The sequence below is a fragment of the Chitinophaga terrae (ex Kim and Jung 2007) genome (genome assembly GCF_900107795.1).
Lineage (GTDB): Bacteria > Bacteroidota > Bacteroidia > Chitinophagales > Chitinophagaceae > Chitinophaga > Chitinophaga terrae.
On record NZ_FNRL01000017.1, the window covers coordinates 37804 to 58004 of the forward strand.

The following is a 20201-nucleotide window of genomic DNA, read 5'->3' on the forward strand; positions in this document are numbered from 1 at the left end:
TTTAAGAACTCCTTTTCCTGTTAAATACACTTAAGTAGTCGCCGAAGCATAGAAAATTAATCATCAAGCCAATTTTTTCGTCTCCAATTATTTAATAACGCTAACGACTATACGAAAGTATATTGCTTGCCAACAGGAAAAACCGCCGAAAACTTTCTGCAAAAAAACTCTACTACCTGTGGCAGGAAAGAAGCACATGAAAAGCCGGAGAAATAGGAGTCCAAAGAACTCATCCATACCAGTTCCATATAGCCGGGATTAAACAAACATACTCAAGCAGTGTTATAATTTAACCGTTTGCCAACAATGAAATGGCACGGCATTCGAACATCTTTTTACATTAAATCTTACTGCTATGAACGATAAAAATAAAAAGCCGCAGAAAAAAGCCGGTGAAGAAAATGAATCACGCGATGAACAATTTCCAGGCTATCCTACTTACCCGGCCAGCGAGGATATCATGAATAATGATAAAGAAGCAAATATTGACATCGATGAAGTAACCGGTTCATTCAGGCGTAACAGTGAATTGCCCGAAAGGGAAGAACGCCCGTTTGATGAAAGTGATGAACAGGAAGAAACATGGAGAAAGGATAAAGTAGGAGACGACCTCGATGTGCCCGGCGCCGAGCTGGACGACGACCTGGAAGACATTGGAGAAGAAGACGAAGAAAATAATATCTACAGCCTGGGAGGCGACAGGCATGAAGACCTGGAAGACGACAACGGTGAATTCCTAGATTTCGAAGACGACGAAAGGGACTCACAATAACGGAGTAAGCAAGCGGCATAAACCATCCATAAACCGCTTCATTATATTTCGCTTATTCCACCTGGTTTCCTGGACGGGTACGCAATAAAGCAGATCATCTTCGAAACTTTTATTCAACTTGGCCGCCACTTCAGGATCATAGATCAACGCACCGATTTCACAATTCAGGTAAAAACTCCTGTTATCAAAATTTACCGAGCTAACCCAGGCCAGGTTATCATCAATCACCATCGTTTTTGCATGAATAAATCCGCGGGTATAAAAGAAGACCTTTATACCCGCCGCCAGCAATGGTTTCATGTTAGATAACGCTGCATGCTGCACGATATAGGAATCTCCCTTCAATGGTAACATTAATTCAATTTCTTTACCTGCCAATGATGCCGTTTGCATAGCAGTAAGGATTTCTTCTGTGGGAATGAAATATGGATTAGCAATCCGTACTCTTCGTTTCGCCAGGTTAATAGCCATTAAAATACTCTGCATGGCAACCGGCCATTCAGAATCCGGACCACTGGCCACTATATCTACAAAGCAATTACCGGTTAATTCAGGTTTTACAAAATAAGGCTCTTCAAAAGGAAATACATCTTTACTGCAATAGCGATAACTCATTAAGAATTGCAGTTGTAAAATACCTACTGCATCTCCTTCAATTTTTAAATGCGTATCTCTCCAAAATAAATCATGTTTACCGTTGTTAATGTACCGGTCGTCCATATTGATACCGCCAACAAAACCTACGGAACCATCAATAACTATGATCTTACGGTGATTGCGATAGTTGGCATTCAGGTAGAAATCTACCAGCACAGGGGAAAATGGATATACCAACGCTCCATGTTCTTTCAGGCGTTTAGGGATAGACCCGATCCTGTCGCTGCCCATATCGTCGTAGAGGAACCGGACCTGGACGCCCTGGCTTAGTTTCTCTATTAATATCTCTGTTAACTCGTTTCCTACAGTATCTTCCGACACCATGTAATACTCAATATGTATATGATGTTTCGCGGCTCTCAATGCTGCAAATACGGCAGGAAACTTTTCATCGCCGTTAATTAATAACTGCACCCGGTTGTTTCTTGTAAGCAGCGATTGCCGCGTATTCAACAGCATAGAAGATAATTCCTGCTTGCTGCCTACCAGCTGCCGCAGGTTTACCTGCCGTTTCTCTATCTCGGCTTTCTGCGACTGCCAGTATCGCGTGAACAAGACCTCATCCTTGCTTCCTTTTAGCGTAAACCGTCGTCGTTTGCGAAGATCTCTGCCGAGGTAATAGTAAACGATCAAGCCAACAATGGGGATAAAAACCAGTACCAGTATGTAAGCAACAGCTTTAATAGGATTCCTGTTCTCCAACAGGATAGTGGCAACAATACCTATGAATATTAAAGTCATAAGTACCAGGCTGGATATTTTTATAAGAATATGCCAGTTAGATCCCGTCAGATATTCAATTATAAATCTCACCTGAAAAGTTTAATTAATTAACACTGATATAGTAAGGTAAGTTGAAATTACATAATTCAGGCCTGAAAAAAAGAATGCCCCGGTTCCTGTAAAGGCCGGGACATTCGTTACCAGCTTTCTGAAAATTATTCTGCAGTCAGCTCCAATATATTACTGGTCAGAGAACTTGCCCATCCCGGCAACAATTGAATGCCTTCTTTCATCAACATATCTCCGCTGTATACCTGGTTAAAATGATACCTGGAACTGGTGCCGGGGAAGAGGTTTATTTCTTTGATCCTGTATTGTTTGTCAGGATCCAGTCCCTGTAGCTTTACAAGCCGGAATTGATCATTTTTTCCGATGTTCATCAGGTAATTGAAAATAATCGCATGGTTCTTAGCTTCATTGACATATTGAAATACTGCCCTGTTTTCCTGGTAAGGCGATACTAAACGATAAAGATCCCCATACCATACTATATCACTGATACGCCTATACGTTTTTACCGCCTCCTGGCTAAACTGCAATTCTTTCTCTGAAAAATCACTCACCTTGATATCATATCCAAGTTTATCCATCATCGCTACATCGGTGCGGAATTTCAGCGACTGTTTTCCCCAATTGGTAACATGAGCTGCAATTGTATTTGCAGGGAAGAAATGAGAATAACCATATTGAATATAGATCCTTTCCAGTCCATCAGTATTATCGCTTGGCCAGAACTCGGTGAAATATTTTAATGCGCCGAAATCAGTACGGCCGCCTCCTCCTGAGCATAACATAATTGGCAGATGAGGATATTTAGCTCTTACCCTGTCTAACACCTTATAAAGACTGCGTGTATAATCAATGAATAAATGCGATTGTTTGTTTTTCAGGTAAGGGGAGTAGGCATTTGTTATCATACGGTTGCAGTCCCACTTAATATAGGCGATACCGGGACTGGCAGATAAAGTTTTATCAACCACGCCATATACGAAATCCTGCACTGCAGGATTGGTAAGGTCCAGCACCATCTGGTTCCTGTAATAGTGTTCTTCACGATTAGGCAAACGCAGTACCCAATCAGGATGTTGTGTATATAATTCGCTCTTTGGATTCACCATTTCGGGTTCCAGCCATATGCCAAATTTAACGCCTGCCTTATCGGCTTCCTGGACTAAATAACCCAGGCCGTGCGGCAATTTGGTTCTATTGGGTTCCCAGTCGCCGAGGCCTGCGTTATCCGCATTCCGTGGATATTTATTGGCAAACCATCCGTCGTCAAGCAAAAACATATCAACCCCCAGCTTCCTGGTTTCCTGGAACAGGCCTGTGAGTTTTTCTTCATTAAAATCCATACCTGTAGCTTCCCAGTTATTCAGCAAGGTAAGACGGGGGCTATGACCGTCTAATACTGCATGTTTCAGGGCCCAACGATGGAAGTTCCTGCTGGCAGCGCCTTTACCATTGGTAGTAAGCGTGAAAATAAAAGCAGGAGTGGTAAATGTTTCATTAGGCTCCAAAGCATAGTCGCTGGCGTAGGGATTGATACCAGCGCTGATATGGAGTTTATTCAACTCGTCTACTTCGAAACCGAATTTAAAGTTCCCTGTCCAGGCAAGCGTTCCGGCAAGCAGGGTACCGGTGTTTTCATCGGCCTGCTGATCCAGCGACAACAGGAAGAAAGGCGATTGCTGCATATTGGCGCGTACGGCAAGTTTGCTATCCAGTATCTTCATTCCGGTTGTCAGGTATTGCTCCTGCATGTTAACCTCTTTTGCCCAATCGCCGTGGAACTGGGTTAGCCAGTACTTGCCGGCGTTCAGGTGAATCATAGCGGAAGCATAAGCAGTAAGTTTCACCGGCTTTTTTTCTGTATGTTTTACCTCTGTCCAGGCCTTGATGATATTATCTTTATTGAATGCTTCAAAATGAAGCACTACCGTTACCGGGTATACGGGATCTTTTAAGGTGATGGAAGTATGTGTGGCATCTCCTTCCTTGGTTACAGCAGTACCCGCGAATTTCAATTCGAGAGATGGATTGCCATCGTTGTGCACTATCCTGATTGCCGGGTCTAACAGGCTTTCCATACCGGCGGTGATGTAAGCTTCCTGGTTGTTATGAACGAGAGTGTCGGCGCCGGCAGGAGTTAACTGTGCCCCAAGGTATTGCTGAACAAGCCGGCCACGTTGATTGACGCGGTAAACAAGGCTGATATCGGATGTGGCTATACGTATTTGTTGGGCATAAGAGGAATAACTGAATAATAACAAGGCGAAGGCCCAGAGTTTTTTCATAAATGGGAACTGTTTTAATTAAGTGTACAAAATACAATATATTTTATACGGGTGTGAACAAATTTTGTAATAATTTCAATAAAATAGAATATAAAATATTGATAATAAACATGTTGAGTAAATGAATTTTTTAGCGGAGTTTTAGCAAATCAGATCACTTTGTATACTTTCTGGCGAAACATATGGTAAATACTTTCGATTTAGGGGTTGGCCAGTAATATTATATTGAAAGAATAGATCTTTTAACCACTAATATCATTAGGAATCCTTATTAATATGCAGAATAAATATTATTGTATAATCTATCATTTTGCCCATAATAACCGTCATCAATTTTGTTAACACCAAAAAAATTAAAAAAACGAGTGGTGTTTTATTTTTATTAACAGTTCATATTCCATTTTATTGGAGCTTTGCAATATGAATTGTAACCCGCAAAAGTTTTTTGTCATTGTTGGTAACCCCCACTCAGGCAAAACAAAAACCATCCAGTCTATTTTTAAAAGGAAGAACTTTTTTCCTTTTAAGCAGCCTATCAATGTTCCATGGTTACATACAAAGAAATTTGTTGTCATCAATAGCTCCGATTTTAATTTCAGGAGCAGTGATCACCTTGGAAAGATCAGGGCAGTGGTAAATCTTCGTATCGGAGATCCGGTATCATTTGTAACGCCGTTGAGTATTTGTTTTGATGGCAGCCCAAGAGATATCTCGGATATCCTGGTGTATTTGAATTACCTGGATATTGAAATGCATCACCTGGTCTTGTGTTCCAGTTGGTTTGATAAAAATGTGATAGGAGATGAGGTGCTGGAAAGATACCGGGAGCTGCAACACAATGGTACTATTCACCTGTTTGAGAAGCTGGTAACGAATTCTCCTTTGCGGTTTGAGGAAAGGACGAATGAGGTGATACAGTTGATAAGCAGTTTGCTTAACAACAAAACGATGCAGCCAGCAACAAGCCGTTTATATGAAAATCAGCTAAAGGGAAAGAGCTTCGATCTAAAAAGCGGATATCCGGAAGTGGGGTCACGATATCAACGTTATTAATCGAAGCTCTTAAGGAAAGGCTATATTAGTTTGCTGCATGATTGGCAAACCATATCATGGCTTTGCTGATGAAATCGGCGAAAGCAGGATCCGGCTTGCCATCAGGCGATTGTATGTATCGGTCGTCTGTTATGTAAAGGTTAGCCAGCCCTTTGTATCGCTCCAGGATGGAAGCGTCGCAGGAATCGACATTCCAGAACCGCTGGATCAGCGAAAAATGTTTGCTGATGAGGGTTTGTACCTGCCTGTCAGTTGGTTGCCTATGCATAACGGTGCGGAGGTCAGTAAAGACCTGTTGAAAATCGTGGGTCAATTTCTTTAAAGCGGCTTTGTTAAGCAGGCGAAGACTATTTTCGCTGTCTTCTACCGTTTTTTCTCCCCATTTGCTGACAGCCTCTTTACGATGCTCCAGGCCTTGAGGGAAGCCTTCATATAATTCCTCGTGTGTTAACATAATAGGTCCTCCTTTAAGTTTGTTGATCGTTTTACCGATCGTGTTAAGTAAAGCGGAAATACGGTTACGTTGTTCTTCCAGGGCAACACGATGTTTTTCCAGGGCTTGCAGCATATCGAATCCCGGGTCGTCGAGTATTGCTGCAATTTCAGTTAATGGGAAATGTAATTCCCTGTAAAAAAGGATCTGTTGCAACCGGAGTAACTCGCTTTCGCCATACAGCCGGTAACCGGAAGCGCTTCGTTTTTCCGGCTGCAGCAGCCCTAATGAATCGTAATGGTGTAAGGTACGCACACTTACGCCCGCAAGACGGGAAAGCTGTTGAACAGTGTAATGTTTTTCCATAAAAACAAAAGTAAGACCTGACGTTACGTTAGAGTCAAGAGTTTTTCTGCGTCGTAAATCTTTTTTGTTAAAGATGCTTTAACCAACAAAGGGAAATTCGACGCCCAAAAAGAAACATATTTTTTTACAACTACGCAATACATCTGCGTAGTTATATTTTTCGCAAACCTTTTTACATGAAATATTAAAATTAATTTATTGATTATTAATTAAATAGAAAAAATTTTGAGATAAAAAATATCTACGCAGGTCTGCTGCGCAGTAGTGTGGCCATCTTTGTGTTGTCAATAACAAAAAACAACAGTTATGAGATTCAATCTGCAAAACAAAGCCGCAAAAGAAACAGTAAACTACATGGGAGCCACAGCTTACAAAATGTCTCCTAAACTGGAACTTTACACTGCAGTAGCAACTTGTATGGTGGATGACTCCTACTATGAAAAGCAGGAGAACCGGATTGATCGTATCAAACGCCTGGTTGCAGCATGTTCGCCCGAATTTGTAGCAAAACTGGCTATTTATACCCGGAAAGAAATGAATCTTCGTTCTGTTCCTGTTGTATTGGCAATAGAATTGGCGAAAATTGCATCCGGTAATAACCTGGTAAGCAGAACAATAAATGGTATTGTACAAAGAGCCGATGAAATAAAGGAAGTATTGGCTTACTACCAGATCTCAAATAAGAGAACAGGGGTGAAGAAGTTAAACAAACTTTCTAAACAAGTGCAAAAAGGCCTTGCGATGTCGTTCAATAAATTCGACGAATACCAGTTCGCAAAATATAATATCAGTGCGGAAGTAAAAATGAAAGACGCCTTGTTCCTGGTTCACCCGGTAGCCAAGGACGAAGCGCAGCAGGAGCTGTTTAATAAAATAGCCAAAGATAACCTGGATACACCTTACACCTGGGAAACAGCCTTGTCTGAACTGGGCCAGAAAGCCTTCGCGACTGAAAAGGAAAAACAAGAAGCAATAGCATTGCAGTGGGAAGAACTGGTATTGAGTGGAAAGCTTGGATACATGGCCGTATTGCGTAACCTGCGTAATATCCTTACCAAAGGTTCGGCAACTGCCTTTAAAGAAGCGCTGGCTATACTTACAGATGAGATCAGGATTAAAAAAGCGAAACAATTGCCATTCAGGTATTTGTCGGCTTTCCTTGAAATAGAAAAACTGGCAGAATCTGAAATAACATTTGAAGATCAGAAGAACAGGATAATGAAAGCCAAAAAAGCGCTGGAGATGGCATTGCTGATCGCCTGCGATAATATACCTGTTAATAAAGGCAAAACAGTTATCCTTTCCGATAACTCAGGAAGCATGTATGGAGATAGGGCAGGGAAATCGCTGGTTTCTGCGATGAGCAACCGTACTACTGCAGATATAGCCAACCTGTTTGCTGTACTGTATTGGAACAAAAGTGAAAATACATCTATTGGACTGTTTGGCGACCAGTTAGTACAACCATCTTTAAGCCGTAAAACCAACCTGTTTGAAAATTTTAACCAGGTCAGCCAGGCGGCTAAAAAATGCGGACCATCAACTGAGGCGGGTATCTTCGAATACATGCAAAAGTTGATCGCCTCCAGGTCAATAGTGGATCGTATTGTTATTTTCTCCGATTGCCAGTTAGGTAAAGGATGTAATTGGTATGATCGGAAAGGTAACCGGGCGGATAACTTCAACAAATTGCTGACAGAATATCTTAGGATCAATCCAACGGTTAAGATCTACAGCGTCGACCTGAAAGGGTATGGCAACAGTCTTACCGGGATGCATGATAAGCATACAATACTGGTAAGCGGATGGAGCGAGAAAATATTCGATATGCTCTATTACGTGGAAAACGGATCAACCGTGGTAGACCAGATCAATCAAATTGAATTGTAGGAGGGAAGGCACATTGCAAAAGGTAGTGTGCCGCTTCTTCAGCTGAAAATATGAACCGGTGTCGTAGAACAGGATTTCTTCGATAGGGAAATGGGGATGCAGGCCAATCCTGCCCTGTAACAACAGGTAGTTAAATTTAAACACCATTTAAAGTAAGTGCCTTTTCGAGCTTTTACCCGGTTTACTTCTTTAAAGAACAGGTGCCGTAGAAATGAAATACTTCGTACCATTTAAGGGGAGGAATAGCGTAACAACTATCCGGTTCGACTCCGGCAAACGAAGCCCCGTTTTTTGTTTCGCATTTTGCCTTGTTAAAGTAACAGACACCAGATTGTAAGTGTCGTAGAATAGAGATACTTCGACTCTAATCGGGAGGTTGCAGGTTCGAATCCTGTTTCCGCAACATTTAAAGCAACAATACCTTGCGGAATAGCTCAATGGCAGAGCGCCATACGTTCTTTATTCGCTTTTTACCTTACAATAATTGTCTGAAAAAAGACTATAGACCCCAATACCTTATCCGGTGTCGTAGAACAGGATTTCTTCGTTAAGAGAAAAAGGGCCTGTTCGGCTTATTACCCGGTATTTTTAATGAAAGAGGAAAGGGTTCAATTATGCAAAGGCCGGAACATTCCTATTCAGCGCAGATGAATAACCGTTCTGTAAAAAACAGCCGGAAGGCGCCAACAGGGACGATGCCTTGGATGCTGTAACTAATAATAAAGTGAGAGAAAGCCAGCCGAAGCCAAAGTAAAAAGCGTTTTGCTGTTTTATGATTCTACCGTGACCGTCCATTCGATACCGGATAGACGCTGTTTTATGCGTTGCAACGTTTGTAAAATGTGATCGGGTGTGGGGAATTCATCACCGAATACCATAGCCCTGAATTGGTTGTCATAGGTGCTTGTCATTTGGTCCCAGGTGTTTTCAAGATCTTTGAATAGAAGTGCTTCGTTCGGATGATGCTTGAGCCATTGATTATTTGATTTGTAACTGGCAACATCATCCTGGCCGACTTTTAATAGCATGACGGCAAAGTCGTCGGCATGAAAAAAATCGGAAAACTCCTTTATCCGCAACAACTGGTGCAAATCATACGCATGGCGGATTTTAAGCCGTAAATCGCCAATAGGTGCTTCGCTATAAGAAAAACGCACCAAACTCATAATTTTTTCGCAAATCGTCCGCGCCGGCGACAATACTTTCGCCTTGAAGGGCTTTAGCCCGTATTCTTCGGCCAATTGTTGCTGCCCTTGTGTTATCATCATGTCATAGATAAAAGAGCGTATCGGCATTTCGGCATAAGGTTCGAAATACCCCAACCACGTGGCCTCCACAATAACCGCGTCGCGCACTTGGCCGAACTCGCCGGAGAATTGTTTCTTATAGGTATGCGCCGTCTTTCTGTTCATCCCCATTTTGACGGTTACTTTTGGTAATTCCACCTCCGGCAATACATTCGAAATCACATCGCTGATCGTTCGGATTTTGTTGGTCAGCTTGTTGTTTGACTCACCTTCCCGTCTTAATACTACCAGATCGATATCCTCCGAAAAACGGTTGATGACACCATAGCATTTCAAAAGGGACGTGCCGCCTTTGAAAACCGTTTCTGCGCCGATTTCACTGTTGAACAGCGTAAAAAGGGCGAAGGTCACCCAGTAATCTTTTTCAATAAATATCTCAGGGATATTCAATTGCTGGGCGGTAAATTGTACGGCCTGCCGGAATAAGTCTTCATTTTTGTGCAATTTCATTGGATGTTCCAGTCTTTGGCATTGGCAATCGAATCCCCAATGCCAGGTATTTTGTAAACGGTTACAGGGTTGAGTGTGTCCCGCAGGTTCTCTGCAAGTTCTATGTTTCCCAATATTTCAAGCATTGCCCCCGCAAGCGCCCGCGTCGAAGCCGGATATTTAAGCAGAAGCCCGGCCATTTTCTTTTGATCGGCACGCGGTAAAGCCGCGACAAGCGACAGCAAGCGTTCGAACGAAGAACGCGGAGATGCATCCGGTATCTTTTTTATGTAGCGGATAGCGTCCAAAATTTGCAGCAAGGGAATATTGTCTTTGGTAATTGTGTTTTTCTGTTTGACAAAGGCGATGGTATAGCGTCCTCGTTTGAAGGGATAGCGAATATCGTTTTTGCCAATTTGGATCGTATTACTAACCTGGGTCGTAAGCCCCAATTTATTATAAATGCTGTACCCCGTCAGGTAGCCCGTCACGTTTCCGTTGCTTTCCAGCAAATCCTTTACCACCTGGTACAAATCCGGCTCTAATTTGCCGAAGACGGTTTCTTCAACTTTATAATATTTGCCTTTGCCTAGTTTAGCGAGTTTTTTCGCGGAAACCATCCTGTTCAATGCTTTGATAGCAGCGTCTTTGTTTTCCGGCTGTTTGATGATGTCGGAATAGGAAAAAACATAGCCTTTCGGCAGGTCCTTTATTTTCTCCGCAATGTATTCCGCCACTTTCATATGCTCTGGTTTACCCAAAGATAGTAAAATGTCCAGTTTTTTATATAAAAAACTGGACATTTGAGGGCAAACGAATGAGGAACGTATGTTGTGCCGGTACACTATATAAACCATAGGAAAATCAGGAAAGTATACGCCTTGGCCTAAAAAAAAGTTTTTGATATAGGCGTCAACGTTGTAAACGAAGGGGAGCGGAAAAAGCGTATAAGATTATTGTAGTAAATGAAAAAAGGTTTGACGCTGATCGCATCAAACCCTTATCTGTTTCTGTGGTGTGAGCCGGGATCGAACCGGCGACACAAGGATTTTCAGTCCTTTGCTCTACCAACTGAGCTACCGCACCATCCGTTTTTTATTCCCCATCTCTCTCGATGGGATTGCAAAAGTAATACAATCTTTTAAATTGCAAAATTTTTTTGCAAGAATTTTAGAAAATTGGCGCTTCCGCTAAAATACCGCTCCAAAGTTCGTGCCTCCAATGCAGCGACAGACGGGCGTATTCAGCGGCTTCTTCCCATTTTTCCCTGTCATCTCCGCATAGTTCAGTTACCATTTGCATAGCGAGTTGACTATGATGATCGCCATCTACTTCTATATGTCTTTCCAGGTAATAAATAAATGTATCTAGCTTGCCGGGAATCTTTTGATCCAGGTCTTTTACCAGCTCCAGGAACATATCAGGAATAAGATCTTCCCTCCCAAAAGTGAACACGGCTGCCATTACATGGGCTTTACCGGTTGCAATTACATCGAAAGTAAAGCCTAAGAAGCCTTTTACAGCTTCCGGAAGGGGAGAAGAGGCAAGAATGTCCTGTATCTTTTTACCCTTTTGTACTTCGGTAATAATTGACCGGATAGGACCGCAGTCGGCGCCTGCCTGAAGCATGGCCCTTTCATATAATTCGAAATGGCTGCAACGGTTTCCTTCTTTATCTATATCACTTTCTTCTCCCGTTACAATTTCATTGATAAGATACCTGGTAGCTGCGTTGCCAACAGGTATCCAGGGCAGGCTCACACAGGTGAGTTGTTGTTGCAATGCTTTGAGCAACGACATAAAATCCCATACTGCATAAACATGAAACTGCATGAATGTACGTACATCTTCCAGCGTTTGCAGGGAGGCATATAAGGGATGTGCGATTACTTTCTCCCTGTTGGGAGCAATGGCTTCCTGGATTAATCTGATGCTCATAAAATTAGTTTCCGTATTCTACCAGGAACTTGATACGCACGAGTTTTAGCTGTTCCAGCGTGTAATCATTTTCAATAAGTTCTTCCCGGGCCAGCGCTAAACTCGAAGTTTCGCAGCCTTTAAAGTACTCCATGATCTCATCCTGGGCATAATCGTCCAGTTCTTCGTCCAGGCAATAATCAATATTCAGTTTGGTGCCGCTGGCAACAATTGTTTCCATTTCGTCGAGCAATTGCGAAAGAGTGATCTCCTTGTTCTTGGCAATTGTTTCGAGAGGTATCTTTTTATCGATGTTCTGAATGATAAACACCTTCATACCGCTCTTATTCACGACGCTTTTCATCACAAAATCATCCGGGCGGGTGATATTGTTCTCTTCCACGTAGCGGGTTATTACATCCAGGAATTGTTTGCCGTACCGCAAAGCCTTTCCTTTGCTGACACCCTGGATCTTTTCCAGTTCCTGCACAGTGGTTGGGTACTGTGTAGCCATATCTTCCAGTGAAGTTTCCAGGAAGATGACAAAAGGAGGTAATTTCTTTTCTTTTGAAACTTTTTTCCTCAGTTCTTTCAGCATTTCAAACAACACCGGGTCGGCAGTTGCATGTGTTTCTCCTACTGCTTCATCTTCATCATCCATTGCATCTTCATCGAACTGATGGTTCAATGCAACCATGATGGAATATGGTTTCTTCAGGAATTTTTTACCCTTATCGGTAACCTTTAACAGGCCATATTCTTCAATATCTTTTTCGATGAGGCCTTCCAGCATCATCTGGCGCATGAGGGAGTTCCAGAAGTGAGCGTCAAACTCTTTTCCTTCTCCAAATACATCTAACTGGTCGTGGCGGTAAGTAGTGATCTGCGGACTGGTTTTACCGGTAATGACGTTAATCACGTATTCGCTGCCAAACCTTTCTTCCAGGGCCTGGATAGCTTTCAACATGATAACTACCCGGTTCTTCACCTCGATCTTTTCTTTAGGATTACGGCAGTTGTCGCACTGGCCGCAGTTCTCGGTTTCGTAATGTTCGCCAAAGTAGTGCAGGATCACTTTACGGCGGCATACGGCGCTTTCTGCATATGCTACCGTTTCGTTGATAAGCTGGGCGCCCATTTCCCTTTCACTAAGCGATTTATCCCTCATCAGGTGTTCGAGCTTCTGAACATCTTTATGGGAATAATAGCAGATGCAATGGCCATCGAGGCCATCTCTGCCCGCTCTTCCTGTTTCCTGGTAGTAGTTTTCCAGGCTTTTAGGGATATTGTAGTGAATCACGAACCTTACGTCGGGCTTATCGATACCCATACCAAAAGCGATGGTAGCAACGATCACTTCTGTGTCTTCATGCAGGAACATATCCTGGCGTTGGGCGCGGGTAGAGCTATCCAACCCCGCATGATAAGCTACGGCTTTAATGCCGTTGGCAACCAGCATATCTGCCAGTTCTTCAGTGGTTTTGCGGTTTAAAGTGTAAATAATCCCGCTTTTGCCTTTATGTTGATGAATAAACTTAACAATATCCTTGATGGTTTGCTCTTTCTTGCGTTTTGGCCTGATCTCGTAATACAGGTTAGGGCGGTTAAAAGAAGAAATAAAGATATTGGCCTTATTCAGTCCCAGGTTCTTAACAATATCACTCTGCACCTTCGGGGTAGCCGTGGCGGTTAAAGCGATGATCGGTAATTTATCATTGATCTGGTCGATCATTTCTTTCAGACGGCGGTATTCCGGGCGGAAATCATGACCCCACTCAGAAATACAGTGCGCTTCGTCTACTGCGATAAATGAAATTTCCAGCTCTTTAAAAAAATCGAGGTTTTCCTGTTTGGTGAGTGTTTCCGGTGCTACATATAGTAGTTTGGTTTTTCCCGCCATCAGATCAGCTCTAACTTTTTTGATCTGCGCCTTTGATAAGGTCGAATTAAGAAAATGTGCCACATTATCCTTACTGCTGTAACCACGTACTAAGTCAACCTGGTTTTTCATCAGTGCAATAAGCGGAGAAACGATCAAGGCACATCCCGGACTCATCAACGCCGGTAATTGGTAGCAGAGGGATTTCCCTCCGCCTGTTGGCATTATTACAAAAGTATCTTTGCCTGACAGGATGCTATTAATAATTTTTTCCTGATTTCCTTTAAAGGAATCGAACCCGAAATGTTCGCGTAATGCATCCATCAAACGTTCCTTAACAACAGCCATTGCATTCAAATTTAAACTCTAAAGAACTAACAAATGACGAAATATATTTATATGTTTTTTAGGGGACACGAAGTTAACTAAAAAAGCCCGGAGTATCAATATTAATTACCAGAGTGCGCCACTGCTGACTAAAAAATGATAAATTTGTAAATCGACATGAAAAGGAACGAAAGTATCAATATAGGACAAATAGCCAGGCGCACTATTGCGATGGAGGCCACAGCGATTAGTGATTTGCAGCAGTTTATAAATGCCGATTTTGAACAAGTTGTAGAACTGATTGCACATTGCAAGGGTAGGGTTGTGGTGACGGGAATCGGCAAAAGTGCAATAATTGCACAAAAAATAGTCGCTACATTTAATTCTACAGGCACTCCCGCCCTTTTCATGCATGCCGCAGAAGCCATTCACGGCGATTTAGGTATGATTACTGAAGAAGATGTGGTGCTGTGCATATCGAAAAGCGGATCTTCTGCAGAAATAAAAGTATTGGTACCATTAGTTAAGAATTTTGGCAACAAACTGGTAGCCATGGTAGGGAATACAGATTCCTTTCTGGCCAGGGAAGCAGACTATGTGCTGAATACCACGGTAAGTCAGGAAGCCTGCCCAAATAACCTGGCCCCAACGACCAGTACTACTGCTCAGCTGGCTATGGGTGATGCACTGGCTGTTTGCCTGATCGAATACCACGGGTTCACAGCGGCAGATTTTGCCAAATTTCATCCGGGCGGCGCACTGGGAAAGAAACTGTACCTGAAAGTAGCGGACCTGAGCAAACTGCACCAGGCGCCGCAAGTGACGCTTACAAGTTCTTTACGCGAAGTAATAGTGGAGATCTCTTCAAAAATGCTTGGTGTAACTGCGGTATTGAACGAAGAAGGCCTCTTGCAGGGCATTATCACAGACGGAGACCTGAGAAGAATGCTGGAAAAGAATGTTCCGACTGCGAATGTTCAGGCAAAAGATATTATGTCGCTGAATCCTAAGGTTATCCAACAAGATGAGTTGGCCATTAATGCTTTAGATATGATGAGACAGCATGATATAACCCAGTTATTGGTAATGGATGGAAATCGTTACCAGGGGATTATACATTTACATGATTTAATCAGAGAAGGAATTATATAGAAATGACACAACTCAATAGCCACTTCTACGTGGCAATTATGGCGGGAGGAATCGGGAGCAGATTCTGGCCTCATAGCCGGACAGATAATCCCAAACAATTCCTGGATATTCTAAATACGGGGAAAACACTGCTGCAATGGACCTATGAACGTTTCCTGCAGTTTATCCCCAAAGAAAATATTTACGTGGTCACCCATGTACAATACACGGGCAAAGTACATGAGCAACTACCTGAACTTCCGGAAGAAAACATAGTGAATGAGCCTTCCAGGAAGAATACGGCTCCATGTATCGCCTACATCTCTCACAAAATACACAAACAGGACCCCCTGGCGAACATTATCTGTGCGCCAGCCGATCACCTGATCATGGACGGCCCGGCATTTACCAATGCCTGTCTGAACGCCCTGCTGTTTGTTCAAAAACACAGTGCGTTGCTGACGCTGGGTATAAAACCAACCCGCCCCGATACCGGTTACGGGTATATCCAGTTCGAACCGCAACAGGTAGCCGATAACGTATACCAGGTGAAAACCTTCACCGAAAAACCCAACCTGGAGCTGGCCAAAACATTCCTTCAAAGCGGCGATTTCCTCTGGAACGCCGGCATTTTCGTCTGGAATGTGAACACCATACTTTCGGCGCTTAAACAGCACCTGCCGGAAATGAACGAGCTGTTCGAGCAGATCAATGATACGCTGAACACACCGCAGGAAAAGGACGCTATCGAAAAGGTATATCCGCAGTGTACCAATATCTCCATCGATTACGGCATCATGGAGAAAGCAAATAACGTTTATGTTATTCCTTCCAACTTCGGATGGAGCGACCTGGGAACCTGGGCCTCTGCATACGAAAACCTGGAAAAAGATTACCTGGGCAATGCTGTTCAGGGCAAAAACGTAATGGTTATCGACGCAACCAAGTGTATGGTGAAAGTGCCTAACGATAAACTGGTGCTCTTACAGGGACTGGACGAATTTATCGTTATCGATACCCCTGACGTACTCCTTGTCTGCAAAAAAGAAAACGAGCAACAGATCAAAGAATATGTTGCCGAGATAAAGAGAAACAAAGGTGAAAAGTTCCTTTAAATAATTTCGTTTCTTTGATGCGGCATATAAAAAGTGCCGCATCAAAAGTAACGAACTATGATCTCCAAGCTACCTAATGTTGGTACTACTATATTTACAGTGATGTCTGCGCTCGCAGCTACTCACAAGGCCATCAACCTCTCCCAGGGCTTCCCCGATTACGATTGCAGCGATGAACTGAAAAGCATGGTTAACCAGGCCATGACAGAGGGTCATAACCAATATGCTCCCATGCCCGGCTTGCCGGTTCTTCAAACAGCGATTGCTGATAAGATCCGGTTATTATACCAGCAGGAGGTGAATCCTGCTACCGAGATCACCATTACACCCGGCGGAACTTACGCTATATTTACGGCCATCGCAACCTGCATCAGGCCAGGCGATGAAGTGATCGTTTTTGAACCGGCTTACGACAGCTACATACCCAACATACTGGTGAACGGCGGTACCCCTGTGATCATCCCGCTGGTATATCCCGATTATCATATCGATTGGGATCTTGTAAGAAGCAAGATCACTCCACGTACCAAAATGATCATGCTGAATACGCCGCATAATCCAACGGGAAGTATCCTGAAAGAAACAGATATGCAGGAGTTGGAGAAGCTGGTGGAAAAATATGATCTGCTGGTATTGTCTGATGAAGTATATGAACACCTGGTTTATGACGGAGCATCGCACCAGAGTATGTTGCGTTATCCCGGCATCTTTAAAAACAGCTTTGTAACCTTTTCCTTTGGAAAAGTATTCCATATTACCGGTTGGAAAATGGGCTATTGCGTGGCGCCGGCCCATTTAATGAGCGAATACAGGAAAGTGCACCAATACCTCTGTTTCTCTGTAAATACGCCAATGCAGTATGGGCTGGCAAAGTTTTTAGAAAACCCGCAGCATTACCTCGAGTTGCCGGCATTCTTTCAGCGGAAAAGGGATTTGTTCCTGCGGTTGATGGAAGGCAGCAAATTTACGCCGCTGCCCAGCGCAGGCAGTTATTTCCAGTTGATGAAATACGATAAGATCTCAGCGGAGGCAGATAAGGATTTTGTGATCCGGCTTACTAAAGAAGCAGGGGTGGCGGCTATCCCCGTTTCTGCGTTCTACCAGGAAGGGGAGGATAACAGGGTTATCAGGTTTTGTTTTGCAAAGAAAGATGAAACGCTGATCGCAGCAGCAGAACGATTGAACAGGATATAAAATGGAAAGGGCATTTAGTAATATTTATATCGTAGCCTTTAAAATATATGATATACACTTACCAATGCCCTCTCCGAACAAGCAGACAATCTTCTCTTAGTTAAGCATTCGCTTAACCTGCGATAGCTTCAACAGCTTCCTTCTTTTCTTCCAATATAAGCGTGTGGTCCATGAAACTCACAACACCGGTTTCCACATCATATATTGCTCCTATAATGCCAATTTCTCCTTTTTGCAGCATATCGCGGAGAATGTTGCTTTGTTCTACAATAGCCTGAACAGAACGTTCTACATGGATATTATTCACCGCTTCTACGAAAGCGCCGTTATGTGAATTCCTGTTCCCTGTAATAGTTTTTTCTGCGAATACGGCAGGTGCGATCTTGTTCAGCAGGGCGGTTAAGTTGCCTAGTTCAACCGCGTCGCAGGCGCCTTTGATAGCCCCGCATTTGGTATGACCTAACACCACGATGAATTTCGAACCGGCAACTTTACATGCGTACTCCAGGCTTCCCAATACATTATCCGAAACAACGGCGCCGGCTAAACGAATACTGAAGATATCGCCCAGGCCCTGGTCAAATATCAGTTCAGCAGAAGTACGGGAATCCATACAGCTGACAATTGCAGCCATAGGCCATTGGCCGTCGGAAGTTTCGTTTACCATTTGCAACAGGTTGCGGTTGATGCGCAGGTTATCCACGAACCGGGTGTTCCCTGCTTTCAATAATTCCAATGCCTGTTTAGGAGTGATCTTTGCCTGTAATGCTTTATTAAGTGTTTTCATTTTTGTCTTGTTTTTGAAAGTGAAAAAGGGAATTAATTCAACTGCAATTCTTTCAGGAGCTCTTTATGGCTGCCGGTAGAAATAGTGTGAATAGGAGCCGATTGAAGGCTTGATTTTTCTTCCGCTGTCAGATCGGGAGTGTTCTGTATACGGTATACAGGTTTAAACCCCGTTAAAATAACCTTGATATTTTTCTGCGGCGCTTTAATGTCTTTAAACTCACGGATGGTTTGCAGTACATCAAAGTCGATGTAATCGGTTTTATGAGCGTCGATTATGAGCGTAATATTTTCCGGAATATGATCCAGGGTCAATAATATGCTCGCTTTGTTCAGGAACGAAACTTCCTGCGCCAGCTCCAGCCGGATGCCATCGCCGCTGTGATATTTCTCCTTACTGAAATAGTAAGAGCTTTTGATGTTGCCTCTGAGGATAGCTAAGACACTAACAGCCATGCCCAAGGCAATACCCACTAACAGGTCGGTGAGCACAATGGCAACAACCGTTACGAGGAAAGGCACCCATTGATATTTTCCATTTTTGAACATTTCTTTAAAGATGGAGAATTTGCAAAGTTTGTAACCTGTTACCAGTAACACTGCCGCCAGTGTTGCCAGGGGAATTTTGTTCAGTAAGCCGGGGATCAGGGCGGTACAGATCAGCAGCAAAGCACCGTGTACCATCGTAGAGAGCTTTGTTCTGCCGCCCGCGTTGATGTTGGCGCTTGAGCGAACGATCACTGAAGTGATAGGCAAACCTCCGATAAGACCGCTCACTATGTTGCCGATACCCTGTGCTTTCAGTTCCCTGTTAGGAGGTGTATGGCGTTTTAATGGATCTAGTTTGTCAGTAGCCTCTACGTTCAGCAATGTTTCTATGGAAGCGACAATGGCAATAGTTGCGGCGGTTATCCACACCTCTTTGTTGCCAATAGCGCTGAAGTCGGGTAAGGTGAATTGGTGTATGAAATCCCCGAAGCTTTCAGGAATAGGAAGCGTTACCAGGTGATTCGATCCCAATGCCAGCACGCTGCTGCCAGAAAAGATGCTGTTAAGCAAAATTCCTGTTAATACTGCTACCAGCGGTGCTGGCACTACATTGAGTTTAGGGATCTTGTTCCAGTACAGAATAATGAAAATGGATATAATGGTTATCAGGGTCGCTCCCAAATTAATATGATTCAGGGTAGATAATAATGCGGTGAAAGAATTATCACCGTTCACCTGAATAAAATTGAAGTCGCCTTCCGAGTCGGCATCGTATCCGAAAGCATGTGGTATTTGCTTTAAGATAATAATGATACCGATCGCGGTGAGCATGCCGGTGATGACGTTAGACGGGAAGTAGTTGGCTACGGTTCCCGCTTTCAGTAAACCCATGATAAACTGTATTACGCCGGCAATAACAACACTTAAAAGGAACACTTCAAATGCTCCGAGCTTGGTAATAGCTACCAGTACTACAGCGGTAAGGCCAGCAGCAGGACCGCTAACGCTCAGGTTAGAGCCGCTGAGAAAACCGATTACCAGACCACCCACGATTCCGGAGATCATCCCTGCAAACAGGGGAGCGCCGGAAGCCAGGGCAATGCCCAGGCAGAGTGGTACTGCAATGAGGAAGACTACAAGGCCGGCGGAAAAGTCGCCTTTTATATTGGAAAAGAGAGATGTCTGCTTGTTCATAAAAGAAGCTTTATGTTTAAGGGATCGAGCTTCCGGATAACAGCATTTGCTGAAACCTGGAATCGTACAGATAGCGAATATGCTATGGGAACCAGCTATTTACACGTATGGCGCTAGCACATACGGACGGTCCGATAGCTAAAAAATGATGTAATAAATGAATAGAATGAGATTTTCAGGCTACG

General features: G+C 43.4%; 15 protein-coding genes and 1 tRNA gene. 6 read left to right on the forward strand and 10 right to left on the reverse strand.

Annotated features, from left to right (window positions below; all coding sequences use genetic code 11):
- Positions 1-355: 355 nt before the first annotated feature.
- Positions 356-772 carry a hypothetical protein gene (locus BLV62_RS17690; RefSeq protein WP_089763300.1) on the forward strand — a complete coding sequence of 139 codons (417 nt, stop codon included), beginning with the start codon at positions 356-358 and terminating at the stop codon, positions 770-772.
- On the opposite strand, the gene cls is transcribed toward BLV62_RS17690, so the two are convergent.
- Positions 764-2170: a cardiolipin synthase gene (gene cls, locus BLV62_RS17695; RefSeq protein WP_089763301.1), complete on the reverse strand. Its 1407-nt coding sequence runs from the start codon at positions 2168-2170 to the stop codon at positions 764-766. The two genes, BLV62_RS17690 and cls, sit on opposite strands and share 9 nt — an antisense overlap.
- A gap of 197 nt (positions 2171-2367) precedes the next feature.
- Entirely contained in the window at positions 2368-4506 is a 2139-nt protein-coding gene (locus tag BLV62_RS17700) for an alpha-galactosidase (protein WP_089763302.1), read from the reverse strand.
- A gap of 420 nt (positions 4507-4926) precedes the next feature.
- On the opposite strand from BLV62_RS17700, the gene BLV62_RS17705 reads away from it, so the two are divergent.
- Positions 4927-5559, forward strand: a complete 633-nt coding sequence (locus BLV62_RS17705) for a hypothetical protein (protein WP_089763303.1) — start codon at positions 4927-4929, stop codon at positions 5557-5559.
- Positions 5560-5584: 25 nt separating this feature from the next.
- On the opposite strand, the gene BLV62_RS17710 is transcribed toward BLV62_RS17705, so the two are convergent.
- Positions 5585-6358, reverse strand: coding sequence for a MerR family transcriptional regulator (locus BLV62_RS17710; protein ID WP_089763304.1), 774 nt, complete (start codon positions 6356-6358; stop codon positions 5585-5587).
- A gap of 306 nt (positions 6359-6664) precedes the next feature.
- On the opposite strand from BLV62_RS17710, the gene BLV62_RS17715 reads away from it, so the two are divergent.
- The gene (locus BLV62_RS17715; protein WP_089763305.1) at positions 6665-8248 is read left to right on the forward strand and encodes a TROVE domain-containing protein; all 1584 of its coding nucleotides are present in this window, start codon (positions 6665-6667) and stop codon (positions 8246-8248) included.
- 770 nt (positions 8249-9018) lie between these two features.
- On the opposite strand, the gene BLV62_RS17720 is transcribed toward BLV62_RS17715, so the two are convergent.
- The 5 genes from BLV62_RS17720 to recQ form a co-directional block, all read right to left on the reverse strand.
- The gene (locus BLV62_RS17720; RefSeq protein WP_089763306.1) at positions 9019-10005 is read right to left on the reverse strand and encodes a nucleotidyl transferase AbiEii/AbiGii toxin family protein; all 987 of its coding nucleotides are present in this window, start codon (positions 10003-10005) and stop codon (positions 9019-9021) included.
- A complete protein-coding gene (locus BLV62_RS17725; RefSeq protein WP_089763386.1) occupies positions 10002-10727 on the reverse strand; it encodes a DUF6088 family protein in 726 nt (241 codons plus the stop codon). Before BLV62_RS17725 ends, BLV62_RS17720 begins: the two co-directional genes overlap by 4 nt.
- A gap of 270 nt (positions 10728-10997) precedes the next feature.
- Positions 10998-11070: transfer RNA gene (locus BLV62_RS17730), tRNA-Phe, on the reverse strand.
- Between the two features lie 84 nt (positions 11071-11154).
- Complete coding sequence (locus tag BLV62_RS17735; protein ID WP_089763307.1) at positions 11155-11922, reverse strand: DUF3050 domain-containing protein; 768 nt, start codon at positions 11920-11922, stop codon at positions 11155-11157.
- A gap of 4 nt (positions 11923-11926) precedes the next feature.
- A complete protein-coding gene (gene recQ, locus BLV62_RS17740; RefSeq protein ID WP_089763308.1) occupies positions 11927-14128 on the reverse strand; it encodes a DNA helicase RecQ in 2202 nt (733 codons plus the stop codon).
- Positions 14129-14284: 156 nt separating this feature from the next.
- On the opposite strand from recQ, the gene BLV62_RS17745 reads away from it, so the two are divergent.
- The 3 genes from BLV62_RS17745 to BLV62_RS17755 are packed head-to-tail and all read left to right on the forward strand — an operon-like array spanning position 14285 to position 17547.
- Positions 14285-15259 carry a KpsF/GutQ family sugar-phosphate isomerase gene (locus BLV62_RS17745; protein WP_211117842.1) on the forward strand — a complete coding sequence of 325 codons (975 nt, stop codon included), beginning with the start codon at positions 14285-14287 and terminating at the stop codon, positions 15257-15259.
- A 2-nt stretch (positions 15260-15261) separates the two neighbouring features.
- On the forward strand, positions 15262-16353 hold the full coding sequence (locus tag BLV62_RS17750) for a mannose-1-phosphate guanylyltransferase (protein WP_089763309.1): 1092 nt from the start codon (positions 15262-15264) through the stop codon (positions 16351-16353).
- Between the two features lie 57 nt (positions 16354-16410).
- Complete coding sequence (locus tag BLV62_RS17755; RefSeq protein ID WP_089763310.1) at positions 16411-17547, forward strand: methionine aminotransferase; 1137 nt, start codon at positions 16411-16413, stop codon at positions 17545-17547.
- A 112-nt stretch (positions 17548-17659) separates the two neighbouring features.
- Here the strand turns inward: BLV62_RS17755 and BLV62_RS17760 are convergent, their stop codons facing one another.
- Positions 17660-18334 (reverse strand): carbonic anhydrase family protein, encoded by a 675-nt coding sequence (locus tag BLV62_RS17760; RefSeq protein ID WP_089763311.1) that lies wholly within the window; start codon positions 18332-18334, stop codon positions 17660-17662.
- 32 nt (positions 18335-18366) lie between these two features.
- Entirely contained in the window at positions 18367-20016 is a 1650-nt protein-coding gene (locus BLV62_RS17765) for a SulP family inorganic anion transporter (RefSeq protein WP_089763312.1), read from the reverse strand.
- Positions 20017-20201 lie beyond the last annotated feature (185 nt).